Source organism: Mycobacterium sp. NTMscope_MAC_12 (assembly GCF_976985675.1).
Window position 1 is genome coordinate 4,267,906 of record NZ_CDRJYY010000001.1, and the last position, 17,907, is coordinate 4,285,812.

Consider the following 17,907-nt stretch of genomic DNA (forward strand, 5'->3'; position numbering starts at 1 on the left):
ACCAGCAAACATGACGCTACCGCGTGGTGGGTGTTTTGCGCAGGAATCAGGGCAGGGTGGCAATCAGACGCTACGGCTCCACCCGGCGGCTGACGAACTCGCGGCGCTCGCCGGTGCGCGGGTCGGTGAACTCGATGCGCTGTGCCAGCAATCGCAGCGGCGTGCTGAAGTCGTCGGCCGCAACGTCAATCACGTTGGGGTACAACGGGTCCCCCTCGATCGGTATCCCGAGCGAGGCCATGTGCACGCGCAGCTGGTGGGTGCGTCCGGTGCGTGGGGTCAGCCGGTAGAGGCCGTCCGCGGACAGCAACTCCACCAGGGTCTCGGCGTTCGGCGCACCCGGCTCGCTGACCGCCTGCAGCCGGCCCCGGCGCTTGACGATGCGGCTTTCCACCACACGGGGCAGCCGCAACGCCGGGTCGACGGCGGCCCGGGCCAGATACGTCTTGCGCACCAACCCCCGCGAGAACAGCGTCTGGAACGCGCCGCGCACCTCGCGGCGCGCGGTGAACACCAGCACTCCGGCGGTCAGCCGGTCCAGCCGGTGCGCGGGGCTCAGCTCGGGTAGCCCCAGCTCGCGGCGCAACCGCACCAGCGCGGTCTGCGCGACGTGCCGCCCCCGCGGCATCGTGGCCAGAAAGGGCGGCTTGTCGACGACCACGATGTCGTCGTCGCGATGCAGCACCGGGATCCCGAACGGCACCGGCACCTCGTCGGGCAGCTCGCGGTAGAGGTAGACGCTCGCCCCGGCCGGCAGCACGGTGGCGGCATCGACCACCGCGCCGTCGGCGCCCACCACCTCCCCGGCCAGCACCTTCGCGCGGGCCCGCGCGCCGAACCGCGCGCCCAGCTCGGCCAGCACCGGTCCGCCCCGCAGCCTCACCCGCGCCGGGCCGAGCCCGTCGCGCACGGGAAGCGGGGCGGGTCTCAAGTGAGGGGGACCGGCTCGAGGATCTCGGCGCGCGCCTCGGGCGCGCTGGCCCGCAACTCGTCCGCCGACACGTCGTCGGGCTGGGCCTGGGACAGCACCTCGGCCTCCACCCGGGCGGCGTAGTTGGCGACCTCACGGTCGATGTCCGCCGCGGACCAACCCAGCACCGGCGCAACCACATCCGCGACCTCTCGCGCGCAGTCGACTCCGCGGTGGGAGTATTCGATGGAGATGCGCATCCGGCGGGCCAGGATGTCCTCCAGGTGCAGGGCCCCCTCGGCGGTCACGGCATACAGCGCCTCGACCCGCAGATAGCCCGGCGCCTCCTTGATCGGGTTGAGCAGGTCGGGGTTTTCGTCCGCCAGCGCCAGCACGTCACCGATCAGCGACCCGTAACGGTCCAGCAGGTGGCGCACCCGGTAGGGGTGCAACCCCTGCAGCTCGGCGACGTGCTCGGCCTGGTTGATCAGCGCGAAGTAACCGTCGGCACCCAGCAGGCTGACCTTCTCGGTGATCGACGGCGCAACCCGGGCCGGAATGAATTGCGCCGCAGCATCAATCGCGTCCGCGGCCATCACCCGGTAGGTGGTGTACTTGCCGCCGGCGATGGCCACCAGCCCCGGGGCGGGCACCGCCACGGCGTGCTCGCGGGACAGCTTCGAGGTTTCCTCGCTCTCCCCCGCCAGCAGCGGCCGCAGCCCCGCGTACACGCCGTCGATGTCGGCGTGGGTCAGCGGGATGGCCAGCACCGTGTTGACGGTCTGCAGGATGTAGTCGATGTCGACCTTGGTGGCCGCGGGGTGGGCCAGGTCGAGATTCCAGTCGGTGTCGGTGGTTCCGATGATCCAGTGGCTGCCCCACGGGATGACGAACATCACCGACTTCTCGGTGCGCAGGATGATCGCGACGTCGCTGACGATGCGGTCGCGCGGCACCACGACGTGCACACCCTTGGAGGCCCGCACCTGAAATCGCCCGCGCTGCTTGGACAATGCCTGGATCTCGTCGGTCCACACCCCGGTCGCGTTGACCACGACGTGGCCGCGGACCTCGGTGATCGAGCCGTCCTCGGAGTCGCGGACCCGCACCCCGGTCACCCGATCGCCCTCGCGCAGCAGGGCGACGACCTGGGTGGATGTGCGGACCACCGCGCCGTAGTGCGCGGCGGTGCGCCCGACGGTCATGGTGTGCCGGGCGTCGTCGACAACCGTGTCGTAGTAACGGATTCCGCCGATCAGCGAGCTGCGCTTGAGGCCCGGGCTCAGCCGCAATGCGCCCGCGCGGGTCAAATGCTTTTGCGCCGGAACGGATTTCGCCCCACCCATCCGGTCGTAGAGAAAGATGCCGGCGGCGATATAGGGACGCTCCCACACGCGATTGGTCAGCGGGAACAGGAACGGCATCGGCTTGACCAGGTGCGGTGCCAGCGTGGTCAGCGACAGCTCGCGCTCGTAGAGCGCCTCACGCACCAGACCGAACTCCAGCTGCTCGAGGTAGCGCAGGCCGCCGTGGAACATCTTCGACGAGCGGCTCGAGGTGCCCGACGCGAAATCGCGCGCTTCCACCAGCGCCACCTTGAGCCCCCGGGTCGCGGCGTCCAGCGCGCAACCCGAACCGACCACGCCGCCGCCGATCACCACCACGTCGAACTGCTCGGCGCCCAGCCGTTCCCAGGCCGCGCGCCGATGCTCCGGACCCAGCACGGACACCGGCGAGCTTCGCTGGGTGGACGCGTGGATCGGATCAGCCACGACCTGGACTCCTCACTGAAGAAACTCCCGTCGGTTACTCGCCAGTAGGGACGTGCTGCACCAAGGCTAACGGTTCAACGCCCGACGCGTCGGTCCACCGGTCGCCACTAGTCCAGGTCGTCGTGCGCCATCAGCCGCCGCGCCGCCTCGGTGATCGAGCCGGACAGCGACGGGTACACGGCGAGCGTCTGCGCCAGCTCGTTGACCGTGATGCGGTTCTGCACGGCCACGGCGATCGGCAGGATCAGCTCGGAGGCGATCGGCGCCACCACCACCCCGCCGATGACCACACCGGTGGACTTGCGGCAGAACACCTTGACGAAACCCTGCCGCAGCCCGGACATCTTCGCGCGCGCGTTGGTGCGCAGCGGCAGCATGATCGTGCGCGCCGACACCGAACCGTCGTCGATCATCGTTTGGGGCACACCGACGGCCGCGATCTCGGGCCTGGTGAACACCGTCGCCGCCACCGTGCGCAACCGGATGGGGCTGACGCCCTCGCCCAGCGCGTGATACATCGCGATGCGGCCCTGCATGGCGGCGACCGAGGCCAGCGGCAGCAGGCCGGTGCAGTCCCCGGCGGCGTAGATGCCGGTGACCGAGGTCCGCGAAACCCGGTCCACGGTCAGGTAGCCGCCGCGGCCCAGCTCGATGCCGACCCGCTCGAGGCCCAGCCCGTCGGTGTTGGGCACCGAACCGATGGTCATCAGCGCGTGGCTGCCTTCCACGGTGCGCCCGTCGGCCAGCGTAACCAGCACGCCGTCCTCGGTGCGGGTGACCGACGCGGCGCGGGCGTTCTTCACCAACTTCACGCCACGCTCGGAGAACGCCGCCTCCAGAACCCGCGCGGCGTCGGCGTCCTCGTAGGGCAGCACCCGGTCGCGGCTGGCGACCACCGTCACCGGCACACCCAATTCGGTGTAGGCGTGCACGAACTCCGCGCCGGTGACCCCCGACCCGACCACGATGAGGTGCTCGGGCAGCGCTTTCAGGTCGTAGAGCTGGCGCCAGGTCAGGATGCGCTCGCCGTCGGGCTGGGCCGACGGCAGCACCCGCGGGCTGGCGCCGGTGGCGATCAGCACCACGTCGGCCTCGTACTCGCTGGTGGCGCCGTCAACGGCGGTCGCCTTGATGTTGTGGCGGGCCAGCCCGGGTGTGGGGTCGACGAGCTCGCCGCGGCCGGCCACCACGTGCACCCCGACGCCGAGCAGCTGGTCGGTGATGTCGGCCGACTGGTCGGTGGCGAGTTGCTTGACGCGGGCGTGGATCTGCGGCAGCGAGATCTTGGCGTCGTCGATGTCGATCTCGAAACCCAGCCGCGGCGCCCGGCGCAGCTCGGTGCGCAGCCAGGTCGACGCGATGAACGTCTTGGACGGCACGCAGTCATCCAGGACGGCGGCCCCGCCGATGCCCTCGGAGTCGATCACCGTCACGTGGGTGGTGTCGGGGTGTGAGGTGGCGGCGACCAGCGCGGCTTCGTAACCGGCCGGGCCGCCACCGAGGATCACGATGCGGGTCACCACAGCCCTAACCTAACGAAGCCGGCCGCACCCCGCCCAACGCTCGGGGGCAGACCGGGCCAGCTCGGACGTCTAAGCTTTCCCCGTGCCGCTCTACGCCGCGTACGGGTCGAACATGGACCCCGAGCAGATGCTGAAGCGCGCACCCCATTCGCCGATGGCCGGAACGGGCTGGCTGCACGGGTGGCGATTGACGTTCGGCGGCGAGGACATCGGCTGGGAGGGCGCGCTGGCCACCGTCGTCGAGGACCCGGGCTCCAAGGTGTTCGTCGTCCTCTACGACATGACACCGGCCGACGAGGTCAACCTGGACCGCTGGGAGGGCTCGGAGTTCGGCGTCCACCAGAAGATCCGGTGCCGGGTCGAGCGCATCTCGTCGGACACCACCACCGACCCGGTCCTGGCCTGGCTGTACGTGCTGGACGCGTGGGAGGGCGGATTGCCGTCGGCCCGATATCTCGGAGTCATGGCGGATGCCGCCGAAATCGCCGGGGCGCCAAGCGATTACGTGCACAGCCTGCGCACTCGCCCGGCGCGCAACATCGGCCCGGGGACCAGCGCCTAAGTGTCGATCCTGTCCACACCACCGGTCGCGGACGCGCTGGCGCGTGCGTTCGCCGCCGCGGTCAACCCGGCCCCCAAGGCCGCCGTGCGCTTCCCCGAGATTCCGGGCCGCACCAGCGAAGTCACCATCCCCACCCGGCACGGCCCCACCCGCGCGACCGTCTATCACCCGCCGGCGGAAACGACCGACCCGCCGGTCTATGTCAACGTGCACGGCGGCGGGTTCGTGGTCGGGCACCCCGAACAGGACGATCCCTGGTGCCGGTACCTTGCCGCCAACGCGGGCGTGCTGGTGATCAACCCCGACTACGTCCTGGCGCCGCGGCACCGGTTTCCCGCCGCGGTACACCAGATCTACGACGTGGTGCGCTGGGCCGCCGGCCCGCAGCACGACTGGGACGGCGCGCGGCTGTGCGTCGGCGGCCAAAGCGCGGGCGGCAACCTGTCCGCCGCGGCGGCCCGGCTCGCGAGGGAGGACGGCGGCCCGCACATCGCGTTGCAGGTGCTGCACTACGCGCCCCTCGACCTGGTCACGCCCACCCGCGACAAGCCGTCCACGCTCGGCCGTCGGGCGATCATGAAGCCGTGGATGGGTGAGGTCTTCGACACGGCCTACATACCCGAGCGGGCGCAGCGGCGCGATCGCCTGGCCTCGCCCGCCTGGGGCGACAACGCCGACGACATCGCCGGCATCGCGCCCGCACTGGTCGTGACGGCCGAGCACGATCGGCTCCGCGGCGAAGCCCGCAGGTACGCGGAGAAGCTGGACGCGGCCGGCGCGTTGGCGGAGTACTACGAGGTGGCCGACGTCGACCACGGATACAACATCATGAGCCAGGCCGGCGACGTCACGCGCCGAACGTACGCGCACATCGCCCAACACGTCGCGCGCGCCACGAACCGCGGCGCCGCCCGCTAAGACCGCCCGAGCACCGCCGACTGCTCGACGATGTTGGCCAGCACCCGCACCCCGATCGCCAGGGCCCGCTCGTCGAGATTGAACGTCGGCTGGTGCAGGTCCAGCTGCGGGCCCGCGCCCGGCCACACCCCCAACCGCGCCATCGCGCCGGGAATCTCCTCCAGGTACCAGGAGAAGTCCTCGCCGCCGCCGGACTGGCGGGTGTCGGCGAGCGCGTCGGGGCCGATGGCTTCGATCGCGTGGGTGAGGATGCGCGTCGAGACGTCCTCGTTGACCACCGGCGGGACGCCGCGCCGGTATTGCAACGTGTGCTCGATGGCCAGCGGCGCGAGCAGGCCGGACACGGTCTCGCGGATGATCTCCTCGAGCCCCACCCAGGTCTGCCGGCTCGCGGTGCGCACGGTGCCGGCCAGCACGCCGGTCTGCGGGATCGCGTTGGCCGCCACCCCCGCGTTGACCGCGCCCCACACCAGCACGGTGCCGTTGCGCGGGTCGATGCGCCGCGACAACACCCCCGGCAGCCCGGTGATCAGCGTGCCCAGCCCGTACACCAGGTCGGCGGTCAGATGCGGGCGCGAGGTGTGGCCGCCGGGCGAGTACAGCGTGATCTCGATCTGGTCGGCCGCCGAGGTGATGGGGCCGTGCCGGACCGCGATCTTGCCGACCTCCAGCCGGGGGTCGCAGTGCAGCGCGAAGATCCGCGACACCCCGCTGATGGCGCCGGCCGCGATGGCGTCGATCGCCCCGCCGGGCATCAGTTCCTCGGCGGCCTGGAAGAGCAACCGCACCCCGACCGGCAGTTCGGGCACCGACGCCAGGACCAGGGCGGTGCCCAGCAGGATGGCGGTGTGCGCGTCATGCCCGCAAGCGTGCGCGACGTTGGGCATGGTCGACGCGTAGGGGGCGCCGGTGCGTTCGGCCATCGGCAGCGCGTCCATGTCGGCCCGCAGCGCGATCCGGGGCTCGTGCTCGGGGCCGATGTCGCAGACCAGCCCGGTGCCTCCGGGCAACACCTTCGGGTTGAGCCCCGCTTCGGCTAGCCGCTCGGCGACGAACTGGGTGGTGGCGTACTCCTGCCGGCCCAACTCGGGGTAGCGGTGGATGTGCCGGCGCCATTCGACCAGGTCTGCGTGGTGTGCGGCCAGCCAGGATTCGGCGGCGTCGGCGAGGTTCATGCGCGCTCCCCGCCGCGTCTGCGTTCGTGCGCCGCCATCACCCGGTCGCGTTCGGCGGGCGTCTGGGCCAGGTGGACCACGGTGCGCGCCAGCATGATCGCGCCCTCGATCACGGCGCGGTCGGCGCTGGCGTTGGTGGCGGCCTCGGCGAAGCCGCGCTGGTGAACCATGGCCCCGTTCGAGTCGAGCCCGATCACCGGGTGGATCCCCGGCAGCGCCTGGGTCACGTTGCCCATGTCTGTGCTGCCCATGGGCAGCGCCGCCTCGTACTCGCGGGCAACCGGCTCGCGGCCGAGCCGGCGCATCTCGTCGCGGAAGACGTCGGCGAGCCACGGGTCGGGGGTGAGTTCGTCGTAGGCGGGTGCCGGGTTGTCGATGTCGTATTCGCAGCCGGCGGCCAGCGCGCCCGCGGCGAAGCAGGCGTACATCCTGCCCTCCAGCTCCCTGAGCGAATCGGCTTCGACCGCGCGCATCGCGTACTGCAGCGCCGCGCGCCCGGGGATGACGTTGACCGCCTGCCCGCCGTCGGTGACGATCCCGTGCACCAGCTGCCCGGGCGCCAGCTGCTGGCGCAGCAGCCCGACGGCCACCTGCGCGACGGTCACGGCGTCGGCGGCGTTGATCCCCAGGTGCGGCGCGACGGCCGCGTGGGATTCCTTGCCGCGGTACGTGACGGTCGCCTCGGACAGGGCCAGCGAGCGGGCGGCGGCGATGTCGGTCGGCCCGGGATGGAGCATCACCGCGGCGGCGATGTCGTCGAATACCCCGGCCCGCAACAACAGTGCCTTGCCGCCGCCGGCCTCCTCGGCGGGAGTCCCCAGCAGCGCCACCCGCAAGCCGAGCTCGTCGGCCACCTCGGCCAGGGCCAGCGCGGTGCCCACCGCCGATGCCGCGATGATGTTGTGGCCGCAGGCGTGCCCGATCTCGGGCAGCGCGTCGTATTCGGCGCACACCCCGACGGTCAGCGGCCCGCTGCCGTAGTCGGCGCGAAAGGCGGTGTCCAGACCGCCGGCGGCCGCGGTGATCTCGAAGCCACGCTCGGCGACCAGCGCCTGCGCTTTGGCGCAGCTGCGGTGCTCGGCGAACGCCAGCTCGGGCTCGGCGTGAATGGCGTGCGACAACTCGACGAGCTCGCCACCGCGCCGCCGCACGACAGCTTCGACGCTGTCCAGTGGGCTGTCTAACGGGGCGGTGGGCACTCTCGCAGTATGTCACTCACCGGCCTACGGCCCGGAGGCCCTGAGGGCTACACCAGCCCGGCGATAAATCCCGCCGCCTGGCCCGGGTAGGGCGGGGCGGAGTAGTCGTGGTGCGCATCCCGGTCGCGACCCCCGACGACGCAGACGGGATCACCCTCGCTGCACAAGTCGATGGTGCGGCCGGCGAACGCGCCCGTCGACGACAGGGGTGTGTCGAAGCGGTTGCCGGGATTGCCGAACACCGCCACGGCCCTGATCTTGTTGGCCAGGGCGGGATCCAGCGCGGGCGCCGATCCGAAGTTGCCGATGCGCTGGCCGACGGGCGGCACCCCGGCGAGCATCGAGATCGCGGCGGCGCCCTGCGAGAAGCCGCCGAGCACCAGCCGCGTGGACGGGCACTGGTCGACCATCTCCGCGATGTGGTCGCGTGCGTCGTTGGCGGCGTCGGCGGTAGTCAGGAAGTTGTAGCTGGCCGGGTAATTCACCGCATAGGAATCGACGGTGCGCGAACCCAGGGCGGGCTGCAGGGCGGCAAACAGCGCGTCGCCGACCACGCCCAGGCCGGGCGGCTCGGCGGTGCCCCGGGCGAAGATCAGTTGCACGTTCGGACAGTCCGCCTTGGCCGACGGCGCCGGTCCGAATGTGATCGAAACCACTGACAGCGCAACGGCAACCGCAGTTCCCATGACCGGGCCAACCACCGGCCACTTACGAAGACTCATACGCCAGATCTTGACACATACCGGCGACACGGTCGCCGGGCTAGGTTCGATTGCCCGGCTCCTCACTCGCGCCCCGCGGGCGCTCGCCGTCGCCGGGCTAGGCTGCCGCTGTGACCCAAACCTCGTCCGACCGAGGCGACCTCGCGCGCCGGGCCGCGGCGGTCATCGCCGAGCGCACCGGAATCGCCGAGCATGACGTCGCCATCGTCCTCGGCTCGGGATGGTCGCCCGCGGTCGCGGCGCTCGGCAGTGGGGCGATCGGGAAGACCGCCGTTTTGCCCCAGGCCGACCTACCCGGTTTCCGGCCGCCCACCGCGATCGGGCACACCGGTGAGCTGTTGTCGATGCGCATCGGCGAACACCGGGTGCTCGTGCTCGTCGGCCGGATCCACGCCTACGAGGGCCACGACCTGTGCCACATCGTTCATCCGGTGCGGGCGGCGTGCGCGGCCGGCGTGCGCGCGGTCGTGCTCACCAATGCGGCGGGCGGACTGCGCCCGGACATGACCGTCGGCGAACCGGTGTTGATCAGCGACCACCTGAACCTGACCGCGCGTTCCCCGCTGGTCGGTCCGCAATTCGTGGACCTGACCGACGCCTACTCCCCCCGGCTGCGCGAATTCGCCCGCCAGGCCGACCCAACGCTGACCGAAGGCGTCTACGCCGGCCTGCCCGGCCCGCATTATGAGACCCCCGCGGAAATCCGGATGCTGCGGACGCTGGGCGCCGACCTGGTCGGCATGTCGACGGTGCACGAGACCATCGCGGCGCGGGCGGGCGGCGCCGAGGTGCTCGGGCTGTCGCTGGTGACCAACCTGGCCGCCGGCATCGGCGGCGAGCCGCTGAGCCACGTCGAGGTGCTCTCGGCCGGTGCCGCGTCCGCCAGCCGGATGGGCGCCCTGCTGGCCCTGATCCTCGAGCGGCTGCCCCGGTTTTAGGGCCATGACGCCCGAGGAGTGGATCGCCCATGACCCCGACCCACGGACGGCCGCCGAACTCGCCGCGTGCGACGCGGCAAAACTCGCCACGCGCTTCGCCCACCCCCTGACGTTCGGCACCGCGGGCCTGCGCGGCCCGGTGCGCGGCGGGCCCGACGCCATGAACGTCGCGGTGGTGTCGCGGGCCACCTGGGCGGTGGCACAGGTGCTCAAGCGGCGCGGACCGGCAGGCGCGCAGGTGGTCGTGGGGCGCGACGCCCGGCACGGCTCAGCGGTATTCGCCACGGTGACCGCCGAAGTGCTTGCCGATCAAGGGTTTTCGGTGCTGCTGCTCGGCCCGGTGCCCACTCCGGTGGTGGCGTTCGCGGTGCGGCACACCGGCGCGCTCGCCGGGATCCAGATCACGGCGTCGCACAACCCGCCGGCCGACAACGGCTACAAGGTGTACGTCGACGGCGGCATCCAGCTCGTCTCCCCCACCGACCGCGAGATCGAAGCCGCGATGGCCGGCGCACCGCCGGCCGACCAGATCGGCCGGGCCCCCGTCGAACCCGCGCAGCTCGATCTGGTCGAACGCTACATCGAGCGTGCGTCAGGGCTGCGGCGCGGCGGCGGTTCGGCGCGGGTCGCGCTGACGGCGCTGCACGGGGTGGGCGGTGCGGTGGCCCTGGAGACGCTGCACCGCGCCGGGTTCACCCAAGTGCACACCGTCGCAGCGCAATTCGCGCCGGACCCGAACTTTCCGACCGTCGCGTTCCCCAACCCCGAGGAGCCCGGCGCCGCCGACGCGCTGCTGGCCCTGGCCGCGGACACCGGCGCCGACGTGGCGATCGCGCTGGACCCCGACGCCGACCGGTGCGCCGTCGGCATCCCCGACAGGTCGGGCTGGCGGATGCTGTCCGGTGACGAAACAGGTTGGCTGCTAGGCGATTACATTCTTTCCCAGCCACACCAGGCCGAGACACCGGTGGTGGCCAGCACGGTGGTGTCCTCGCGGATGCTGTCGGCCATCGCCGCGCGCCGCGGCGCCGTCCACGTCGAAACCCTCACCGGCTTCAAATGGCTGGCGCGCGCCGATGCCGAGGTTCCCGGCGGCACCCTGGTGTACGCCTACGAGGAGGCGATCGGGCACTGCGTCGACCCGGCCGCCGTGCGCGACAAGGACGGCATCAGCGCCGCGGTGCTGGTGTGCGATCTGGTGGCCACGCTGCTGCGCCAAGGCCGTTCGGTTGCCGATCTCCTCGACGAGTTGGCCCGGCGGTACGGGGTGCACGACGTCGCCGCGGTGTCGCGCCGGGTCGCCGACCCCGCCGAGGCGGCCGAGCTGATGCGCAGGCTGCGGACCGCCCCGCCGGCGACGCTGGCCGGGTTCCCCGCCGAGCTCACCGACATCACCGATGCGCTGATCTTCGCCGGCGGCGACAACGACACGTCGGTCAGGGTTGTGGTGCGGCCCTCCGGGACCGAGCCGAAACTGAAGTGCTACTTGGAGATTCGCTGTGCGCCTAGCGAGGATCTGGATTCTTCGCGGCGGCGCGCCGGCGCCCTGCGCGCCGAGCTGGTCGCTGCGATGCAGGACTGGTGAACAGGTTCGGCCCGAATTGGCGGTCCCCCGCGTCGCCGAGGCCCGGCACGATATAGGCCGACTTGTTGAGCCCCTTGTCGACCGCGGCGGTGAACACCCGCGCGCTCGGCGCCGCTTTCCCCACGGCCGCAAGGCCTTCCGGCGCCGCCACCACGCACAGCACGGTGATCTCGGTGGCGCCCCGGCGTTGCAGCAGCCCGATGGTGTGCGCCATCGACCCGCCGGTGGCCAGCATGGGGTCGAGGACAAACACCGGTCTGCGCGCAAGTTTGTCGGGCAGCGCCTCGAGATAAGGGACCGGCAGGAGGGTTTCCTCGTCGCGGGCGACACCGACCAAGCCCACCTCCGCCTCGGGTATCGCGGCCTGGGCGGCCTCGACCATGCCCAACCCGGCGCGCAGCACCGGAACCAGCAGCGGCGCGTTGACCAGTCGTGTCCCGGTCGTCGCGGCCACCGGCGTGCGGATCCTGATCGACTTGCGCGGTGCCTCCCGGCTGGCTTCGTAGACCAGCATCAGCGTGAGTTCGCGCAGCGCGGCCCGAAACCCGGAGTTGTCGGTGCGTTCGTCGCGCAGCACGGTCAGCCGGGCCGCGGCCAGCGGGTGGTCGAGCACGCACACGTCCATCCCATGAAGGGTATATAACGATCGGGCAAAGCCCTTCTGACACGCTTGCGCTCGTCCCGGCCAGGGCGTACGCGCGTTCGTATACTCCCTGGGTGTCACGCGAAAATCGAAGTCCGAGAACGCTGCTCGGTAGGGCGCATCGCCTCCTGCTGACGCTCGGCGCGGTGGCATCGGTGGGACTCGCGGCAAGCCCGCTGACCCCGCGCATAGGCCTTGCGGCAGCGGCCATTCCGCAGCCGGCGCACATCGTGATCGTGGTGGAGGAAAACCGTTCCGAGAACGGCATCATCGGCAACCAGTCGGCGCCCTTCATCACCTCCCTGGCCGCCAACGGCGCGAACATGACGCAGTCGTACGCCGAAACACACCCCAGCGAACCGAATTACCTGGCGCTGTTCGCCGGCAACACCTTCGGGGTGACCAAGGACCTGTGCCCGATCAACGCCGGCGCGGCCCCCAACCTCGGATCCGAATTGCTGGCCGCGGGCCACACCTTCGTCGGCTTCGCCGAAGGCCTGCCCGCGGTCGGCTCGCCCGTGTGCACCGCGGGCAAGTACGCGCGCAAGCACGTGCCGTGGGCCAACTTCACCAACGTGCCGGCGGCGAACTCGCTGCCGTTCTCCGCGTTCCCGATGGGCAACTACGCCAGCCTGCCGACCGTGTCGTTCGTCATCCCCAACAACGACAACAACATGCACGACGGCTCGATCGCGCAGGCCGACACCTGGCTCAACCGCCAGCTGTCCGGTTACGCCAACTGGGCGGTGGCCAACAACAGCCTGCTGATCGTGACGTTCGACGAGGACGATAACGGCAGCCGCAACCAGATCCCCACAGTGTTCTACGGCGCCCACGTCCGCCCCGGGAACTACGGCGAGCAGATCAACCACTACAACGTGCTTTCCACGGTGGAGCAGATGTACGGGCTACCCAAGACGGGATATGCCGCCAGCGCGCCGCCCATCACCGACATCTGGGGCTAACCCGCTGTGCTGATGGCGGCGACCCGCTTCACCCGGCTCCGCCGCGCTCGCGATCGCCCGTGCTGATGGCGGCGACCCGCTTCACCCGGCTCCGCCGCGCTCGCGATCGCCCGTGCTGATGGCGGCGACCCGCTTCACCCGGCTCCGCCGCGCTCGCGATCGCCCGTGCTGATGGCGGCGGCTTCGCCGGCCGTCGCTATTCTGTGCCGCATGGCTGCTGACCTCGTGCCCATTCGCCTGAGCTTGTCCGCCGGTGACCGCTACACCGTGTGGGCGCCCCGCTGGCGTGACTCCGGCGACGAGTGGGAGGCGTTCCTGGGCAAGGACGAAGACCTGTTCGTCTTCTCCTCCGTCGCCGACCTGGTGGCGTTCGTGCGGTCCGACACCGACAACGACCTGACCGACCACCCGGCGTGGAAGGACCTGACGTCGGCGCACGCGCATGACTTCGAGCCCGCCGAGGACAAGCAGTTCGATCTGGTCGCCGTCGAGGAGTTGGTCGCGGAGAAGCCCACCGAGGAATCGGTGGCCGCGCTGGCGGGCACGCTGGCCATCGTGTCGTCCATCGGATCGGTGTGCGAGCTGGCGGCGGTGTCGAAGTTCTTCAACGGCAACCCCAGCCTGGGCACCGTGTCGGGCGGGCTCGAGTACTTCACCGGCAAGGCCGGCGCCAAACGCTGGCATGCGATCGCCGAGGTCATCGGGCGCAGCTGGGACGACGTGCTGGGCGCGATCGACGACATCGCCACCACCCCCGAGGTCGACGACGCGCTGTCGGCCAAGGCCGCCGACGAACTGGCCGAGGAGCGCGAAGAGGACGAAACCGAAGACGCCGTCGAGGAGAACGCCCTCGAGGAATCCGCCGCCGACGAGGCCGACGACGACACCGCGGAAGAAGACGCCGACACCGAGGACGACGACGACACCGACGATCGGGCGGCCGGCGACACCGCGGTGCTGGGCGGCGACAAGGACTTCTGGCTGCAGGTGGGCATCGATCCGATCCGGATCATGACGAGCTCGGGCACCTTCTTCACGCTGCGCTGCTACCTCGACGACGAACCGATCTTCCTGGGCCGCAACGGGCGCATCAGCGTGTTCCCGTCCGAGCGCGCGCTGGCCCGCTACCTGGCCGACGAGCACGACCACGACCTGTCCGACCTGAGCACCTACGACGACATCCGCACCGCCGCCACCGACGGCTCGCTGGCGGTCGAGGTCACCGACGACAACATCTATGTGCTCAGCGGTCTGGCCGACGACCTCGCCGACGGGCCGGACGCCGTGGACCGCGAGCAACTGGAACTGGCCGTCGAGGTGCTCCGCGACATCGGCGACTACTCCGAGGATCCCGCGGTGGACAAGGCGCTCGAAACCACCCGGCCGCTGGGCAAATTGGTGGCCGCCGTGCTCGAGCCCGGCTCGGTCACCAAGCCGTCGCCGCCCTACGCCGCGGCGGTGCGCGAGTGGGAAAAGCTGGAGCAGTTCGTCGAGGGCCGGCTCCGTCGCGAATAGCCGCGAGCTACCGAACGTTTGACGGGTCCCCGAGTCTCCTCTTTACTGGCGGCAGCATCAGGAGACGGGAAGGTTGAGTGACGTGTCGCTTCCCGGAATCGGCCCGCTGCCGCTCTACGGGTTCCAACGCCCGGGCATGTTGCTGTTCGGTTTGGTGCCCCTGGCCCTGCTGGCCATCTACGTCATGGTCCAGGCTCGTCGCAACCGACGGCTGCACCGCTACACCGACGCCCCCGTGGCGCAGTCGCCGTGGCGGCACCTGCCGATCGCCGCGTCGCTGCTCTGCCTGGCGTTGTTGACCATCGCGCTGGCCACCCCCACCCACGACATGCGCATCCCGCGCAACCGCGCCGTCATCATGCTCGTCATCGACATGTCGCAGTCCATGCGGGCGACCGACGTCGAACCCAACCGGCTCAAGGCAGCCGAACAGGCGGCCAGCCAGTTCGCCAGCCAGCTGACGCCGGGCATCAACCTCGGGCTGGTCGGCTTCGCCGGCACACCCTATTTGCTGGTGCCGCCCACCCCGCAACACCAGGCGACCATCGACGCGCTGAAGAAGCTGGACTTCGCCGACAGCACGGCCACCGGCCAAGCCATCTTCACCGCCCTGCACGCGATCGGCGCCACGGCGGTCACCGGCGGCGACAATCCGCCGCCGGCCCGTATCGTGCTGCTCTCCGACGGCCGCGAGAACAAGCCTTCCAACCCCAGCGATCCGCACGACGGCGTCTACACCGCGGCGCGCCTGGCCAAGGACGAGGGCGTGCCCATCTCGACGATCTCATTCGGCACCAAGGGCGGCGAGATCGAGATGGACGGGCAGCGCGTCGCGGTCCCGGTGTCGACCGACCAGATGAAGACGATCGCCCGGCTTTCGGGCGGGCAGCCCTACACCGCCACCAACATCGGCGAGCTCAACAAGAGCTACAACGCGATCGAGAACGAGATCGGCTACCGCACGGTGCCGGGGCCGGGCAGCTCCGGCTGGCTGCGCCTCGGGGTGCTGACGGCCCTCATCGCGACGGCGCTGGCGCTGCTGATCAACCGGCGCCTGCCCACCTAGCGCCCAGGACGTGGTTACTACCCGCGACCGCCGCCGTACCGGCGCTGGCCAAGGCATGGCTCGCCGACCCGCAGGCCCCCAGGTGTCACCGGCCTAGTTGTACTGACCTGAGAGGTTAGGTATGCGGGTGGCGGGCGGTTGGCCGCCGAGTGCTGTGTGGCTGCGGTGGTGATTGTAGGTGTGTAGCCATCGGAGGAATTCCTCGCAACGTTCTGTGTCGCTGATATAGAGCCGGGCGTAGGCCCTTCGTCGGCCAGGGTCCGGTGAAAACGCTCCACCTTGCCGTTGGTCTGGGGCCGGTATGGCCGGGTCCGGCGATGCTCGATGCCAGCGAGTGCCTCACGAAATGTGTGGGAGCGATAGCAGGACCCGTTGTCGGTCAACACTTTTCGAACCGTGATGCCGCACATTTGGAACCAGGCGTTGGCTCGCGACCAGAACTCAGCCGCAGTCTGCTTTCCTTCATCGGCGAGTAGTTCGCTGTAGGCCAGTCGCGAGTGCGCGTCGATGGCGGTGTGCACGAAGTGGTAACCCCGCCGTCCGTCGCGGTCCTTAGCTGATCTCCCGCTGCTTTTGTCGGCGCGCGAATGGCGTCTGCCTGTGCTTCGCCCCAGCAAGCGCCAGCCACCGCCGGCAGGGATCTTGCCCAACTTTTTGACATCGACATGGACCAGGTCGCCGGGTCGGGCCGATTCCATACGGCGCACGACCCGCCCGGTGGGACGGTCCAGCCAACGCAGTTTGGCCAGCCCGTAGCGGGCGAGCACCCGATGCACCGTGGAGGGGTGCAAACCCAGTAGGTAGCCGATGCGGGCCGGGCCCCAGCGGCGGATGACCCGGACTTTGATGATGCGCCGCTCAGTCCGCTTAGGCGTCCGATGTGGACTGCAATGCGGTCGTGAACTGCGGTCGACCATCCCCGCATCACCAAGCTCGCGGTAGCGGCCCGCCCAGTGCGCCGCTGTGGTCACCGAGACCTGGAAGCGTTCGGCAGCTCGCCGCAGCGGCCAACCATCATCGACTACACAACGAGCCAGGCGCAGACGGCCGGTTTCAGACAAAGGGGCATTACGGTGGGACACGAAGACCTCCGACGTGACGAGTGCGTTCCTAGACAGCTCGCACTTCACTCGGAGGTCTTCGTTATGTCACCACGCCACGCCGTCACCAACGTCCGTGGTCAGTACACCTAGTCCCACCGCTTGGGCGGCCATCCTGGCCGGGCCCGCGCGCCACGGCTGGCCACCGCGCGATGTGAAGCAACTCATCAGCGACTGGCTCGGCGTGGGCCACTGGATCCCGACACCCCACACAAGCCGATCAGGCTACTGAGCGCGATCTTGGCCTGGCACGGCACCGACCGCCTCGAAAGCGTCCCGCCGCCGACGACATCGCCCGCGAAGCCGAACACCTCGCCGCCGTTCGCGCCTACCGCGTGGAGCGTGCCGTCGACCGTAGTGAGCATGCCCGCGCACGTGCCGAGGCGAGAGCCGCCCTGGAGGGTTCCGGGCATGCCTGGCCCGCCTGGGAATTCGCGCGCCTGGCCCAACACAGCGCGCGGCGGCGCACTGCACCCGCGGCCGCCGAAACCGCCGCCCTCGACACCGCCATCGACGGCGCCCGGACCCCGCGCCGCTAGCCATCCAACGCACGCACCCATGGATGTCCGCCACCACACGCCAGCCGTGCGCCACGACCACCCCGGCGCTACCCATCGGAGGCCGGTCAAGCCGGAACACTCGACCGCATCTGTGGTGGTTGCGACCCGGCGTGCCGCGCAGCGCCACCTGCTCGCCACACGCCATCCGTTTCCTCAGCGCTTTTCAAAGCTCGCCATTCCATACCGATGCGCTCGGCGATACCCTCGATCAGATACCGCGGAGGGATCGCGTTTCCGTCGATCTTGGACGCGGCGCCTTCAATCGACGGCGGCATCCGGGCGCCGATCGCTTCCACCAGATCGGCGCGCGTAAACGCAGCTTTGTCGATGCCGGTGGCGGCGTCGCGGACCAAGGCGTGCACGTCGAACCCGCGTCGATGTGCGGACTCGCCGCGCCGCCAGCTGGGCTGCGTCCTCGACGACAAAACCCCGTTGGTCGTTGGCCCACAACTGTTTTAACTCGCCCGCGACAGGTGCTCGGGCTTGGGCGGCCGTATCGCTTGCTGCGGGGCCGCCAACTGCGCCGCCGTCGCGCCAGCCTCGTCGTCGACGACCAGATTCTGCTCTTGCCCACTCCCGTAGTTGGGTGGCGCGTTGCGACCAGGCCGTGATTGTGTTGCGGTGCACGCCGGCGACTTCCGCCATCCCGGTATGGGGGTCGATCGGACCCCACTCCAACCCCACCGACTGCAGCAGATGGTGGCGCAGGCATGAAATACCGTCCACCGCTGGCGGGCGCGTACCGGACTCGCGC

Annotated in this window: 16 protein-coding genes and 1 pseudogene; 7 read left to right on the forward strand and 10 right to left on the reverse strand. The window is 70.4% G+C overall.

Annotation, left to right across the window (positions count from 1 at the left end):
• Positions 1–70 precede the first annotated feature (70 nt).
• The 3 genes from AC0KS4_RS19645 to AC0KS4_RS19655 form a co-directional block, all read right to left on the reverse strand.
• Entirely contained in the window at positions 71–931 is an 861-nt protein-coding gene (locus AC0KS4_RS19645) for a pseudouridine synthase (RefSeq protein WP_225341273.1), read from the reverse strand.
• Complete coding sequence (locus tag AC0KS4_RS19650) at positions 928–2,682, reverse strand: glycerol-3-phosphate dehydrogenase/oxidase (RefSeq protein ID WP_225329339.1); 1,755 nt, start codon at positions 2,680–2,682, stop codon at positions 928–930. Before AC0KS4_RS19650 ends, AC0KS4_RS19645 begins: the two co-directional genes overlap by 4 nt.
• 107 nt (positions 2,683–2,789) lie before the next feature.
• On the reverse strand, positions 2,790–4,205 hold the full coding sequence (locus tag AC0KS4_RS19655; protein WP_225329338.1) for an NAD(P)H-quinone dehydrogenase: 1,416 nt from the start codon (positions 4,203–4,205) through the stop codon (positions 2,790–2,792).
• A gap of 82 nt (positions 4,206–4,287) precedes the next feature.
• Here AC0KS4_RS19655 and AC0KS4_RS19660 point away from each other — a divergent pair, with 82 nt between their 5' ends.
• Together AC0KS4_RS19660 and AC0KS4_RS19665 are read left to right on the forward strand one after the other, a co-directional pair.
• On the forward strand, positions 4,288–4,767 hold the full coding sequence (locus AC0KS4_RS19660; protein WP_020823439.1) for a gamma-glutamylcyclotransferase family protein: 480 nt from the start codon (positions 4,288–4,290) through the stop codon (positions 4,765–4,767).
• 84 nt (positions 4,768–4,851) lie between these two features.
• Complete coding sequence (locus tag AC0KS4_RS19665) at positions 4,852–5,685, forward strand: alpha/beta hydrolase (protein WP_225329344.1); 834 nt, start codon at positions 4,852–4,854, stop codon at positions 5,683–5,685.
• On the opposite strand, the gene AC0KS4_RS19670 is transcribed toward AC0KS4_RS19665, so the two are convergent.
• The 3 genes from AC0KS4_RS19670 to AC0KS4_RS19680 are packed head-to-tail and all read right to left on the reverse strand — an operon-like array spanning position 5,682 to position 8,721.
• A complete protein-coding gene (locus tag AC0KS4_RS19670) occupies positions 5,682–6,860 on the reverse strand; it encodes a M20 family metallopeptidase (RefSeq protein ID WP_238956721.1) in 1,179 nt (392 codons plus the stop codon). The genes AC0KS4_RS19665 and AC0KS4_RS19670 overlap by 4 nt on opposite strands.
• Positions 6,857–8,059, reverse strand: coding sequence for a M20 family metallopeptidase (locus AC0KS4_RS19675; RefSeq protein WP_238956722.1), 1,203 nt, complete (start codon positions 8,057–8,059; stop codon positions 6,857–6,859). Before AC0KS4_RS19675 ends, AC0KS4_RS19670 begins: the two co-directional genes overlap by 4 nt.
• Positions 8,060–8,106: 47 nt before the next feature.
• Complete coding sequence (locus AC0KS4_RS19680; protein WP_238957372.1) at positions 8,107–8,721, reverse strand: cutinase family protein; 615 nt, start codon at positions 8,719–8,721, stop codon at positions 8,107–8,109.
• A 170-nt stretch (positions 8,722–8,891) separates the two neighbouring features.
• Here AC0KS4_RS19680 and AC0KS4_RS19685 point away from each other — a divergent pair, with 170 nt between their 5' ends.
• Both AC0KS4_RS19685 and AC0KS4_RS19690 read left to right on the forward strand, forming a co-directional pair.
• A complete protein-coding gene (locus AC0KS4_RS19685; protein WP_238956723.1) occupies positions 8,892–9,719 on the forward strand; it encodes a purine-nucleoside phosphorylase in 828 nt (275 codons plus the stop codon).
• A 4-nt stretch (positions 9,720–9,723) separates the two neighbouring features.
• On the forward strand, positions 9,724–11,304 hold the full coding sequence (locus tag AC0KS4_RS19690; RefSeq protein ID WP_238956724.1) for a phospho-sugar mutase: 1,581 nt from the start codon (positions 9,724–9,726) through the stop codon (positions 11,302–11,304).
• Here AC0KS4_RS19690 and upp read toward each other — a convergent pair.
• On the reverse strand, positions 11,225–11,929 hold the full coding sequence (upp, locus tag AC0KS4_RS19695; protein ID WP_238956725.1) for a uracil phosphoribosyltransferase: 705 nt from the start codon (positions 11,927–11,929) through the stop codon (positions 11,225–11,227). The genes AC0KS4_RS19690 and upp overlap by 80 nt on opposite strands.
• 92 nt (positions 11,930–12,021) lie before the next feature.
• On the opposite strand from upp, the gene AC0KS4_RS19700 reads away from it, so the two are divergent.
• From AC0KS4_RS19700 to AC0KS4_RS19710, 3 genes are all read left to right on the forward strand, one after another.
• Positions 12,022–12,912, forward strand: a complete 891-nt coding sequence (locus tag AC0KS4_RS19700) for an alkaline phosphatase family protein (RefSeq protein WP_472408525.1) — start codon at positions 12,022–12,024, stop codon at positions 12,910–12,912.
• Positions 12,913–13,122: 210 nt separating this feature from the next.
• On the forward strand, positions 13,123–14,427 hold the full coding sequence (gene satS, locus AC0KS4_RS19705; protein ID WP_238956726.1) for a protein export chaperone SatS: 1,305 nt from the start codon (positions 13,123–13,125) through the stop codon (positions 14,425–14,427).
• A gap of 82 nt (positions 14,428–14,509) precedes the next feature.
• A complete protein-coding gene (locus tag AC0KS4_RS19710) occupies positions 14,510–15,493 on the forward strand; it encodes a VWA domain-containing protein (protein WP_238956727.1) in 984 nt (327 codons plus the stop codon).
• A gap of 93 nt (positions 15,494–15,586) precedes the next feature.
• Here AC0KS4_RS19710 and AC0KS4_RS19715 read toward each other — a convergent pair.
• The 3 genes and pseudogenes from AC0KS4_RS19715 to AC0KS4_RS19725 form a co-directional block, all read right to left on the reverse strand.
• A pseudogene (locus AC0KS4_RS19715) lies at positions 15,587–16,575 on the reverse strand (IS481 family transposase).
• Between the two features lie 643 nt (positions 16,576–17,218).
• Entirely contained in the window at positions 17,219–17,515 is a 297-nt protein-coding gene (locus AC0KS4_RS19720; RefSeq protein WP_472408550.1) for a hypothetical protein, read from the reverse strand.
• Positions 17,412–17,879: a relaxase domain-containing protein gene (locus AC0KS4_RS19725; RefSeq protein WP_425326330.1), complete on the reverse strand. Its 468-nt coding sequence runs from the start codon at positions 17,877–17,879 to the stop codon at positions 17,412–17,414. The genes AC0KS4_RS19720 and AC0KS4_RS19725 overlap by 104 nt, the downstream gene beginning before the upstream one ends.
• Positions 17,880–17,907: the final 28 nt, after the last annotated feature.

Excerpts from the sequence above, each read along its gene's own strand:
- AC0KS4_RS19670 (WP_238956721.1), bottom strand. The coding sequence starts at position 6,860 with ATGAACCTCGCCGACGCCGCCGAATCCTGGCTGGCCGCACACCACGCA.
- AC0KS4_RS19690 (WP_238956724.1), top strand. The coding sequence starts at position 9,724 with ATGACGCCCGAGGAGTGGATCGCCCATGACCCCGACCCACGGACGGCC.
- upp (WP_238956725.1), bottom strand. The coding sequence starts at position 11,929 with ATGGACGTGTGCGTGCTCGACCACCCGCTGGCCGCGGCCCGGCTGACC.
- satS (WP_238956726.1), top strand. The coding sequence starts at position 13,123 with ATGGCTGCTGACCTCGTGCCCATTCGCCTGAGCTTGTCCGCCGGTGAC.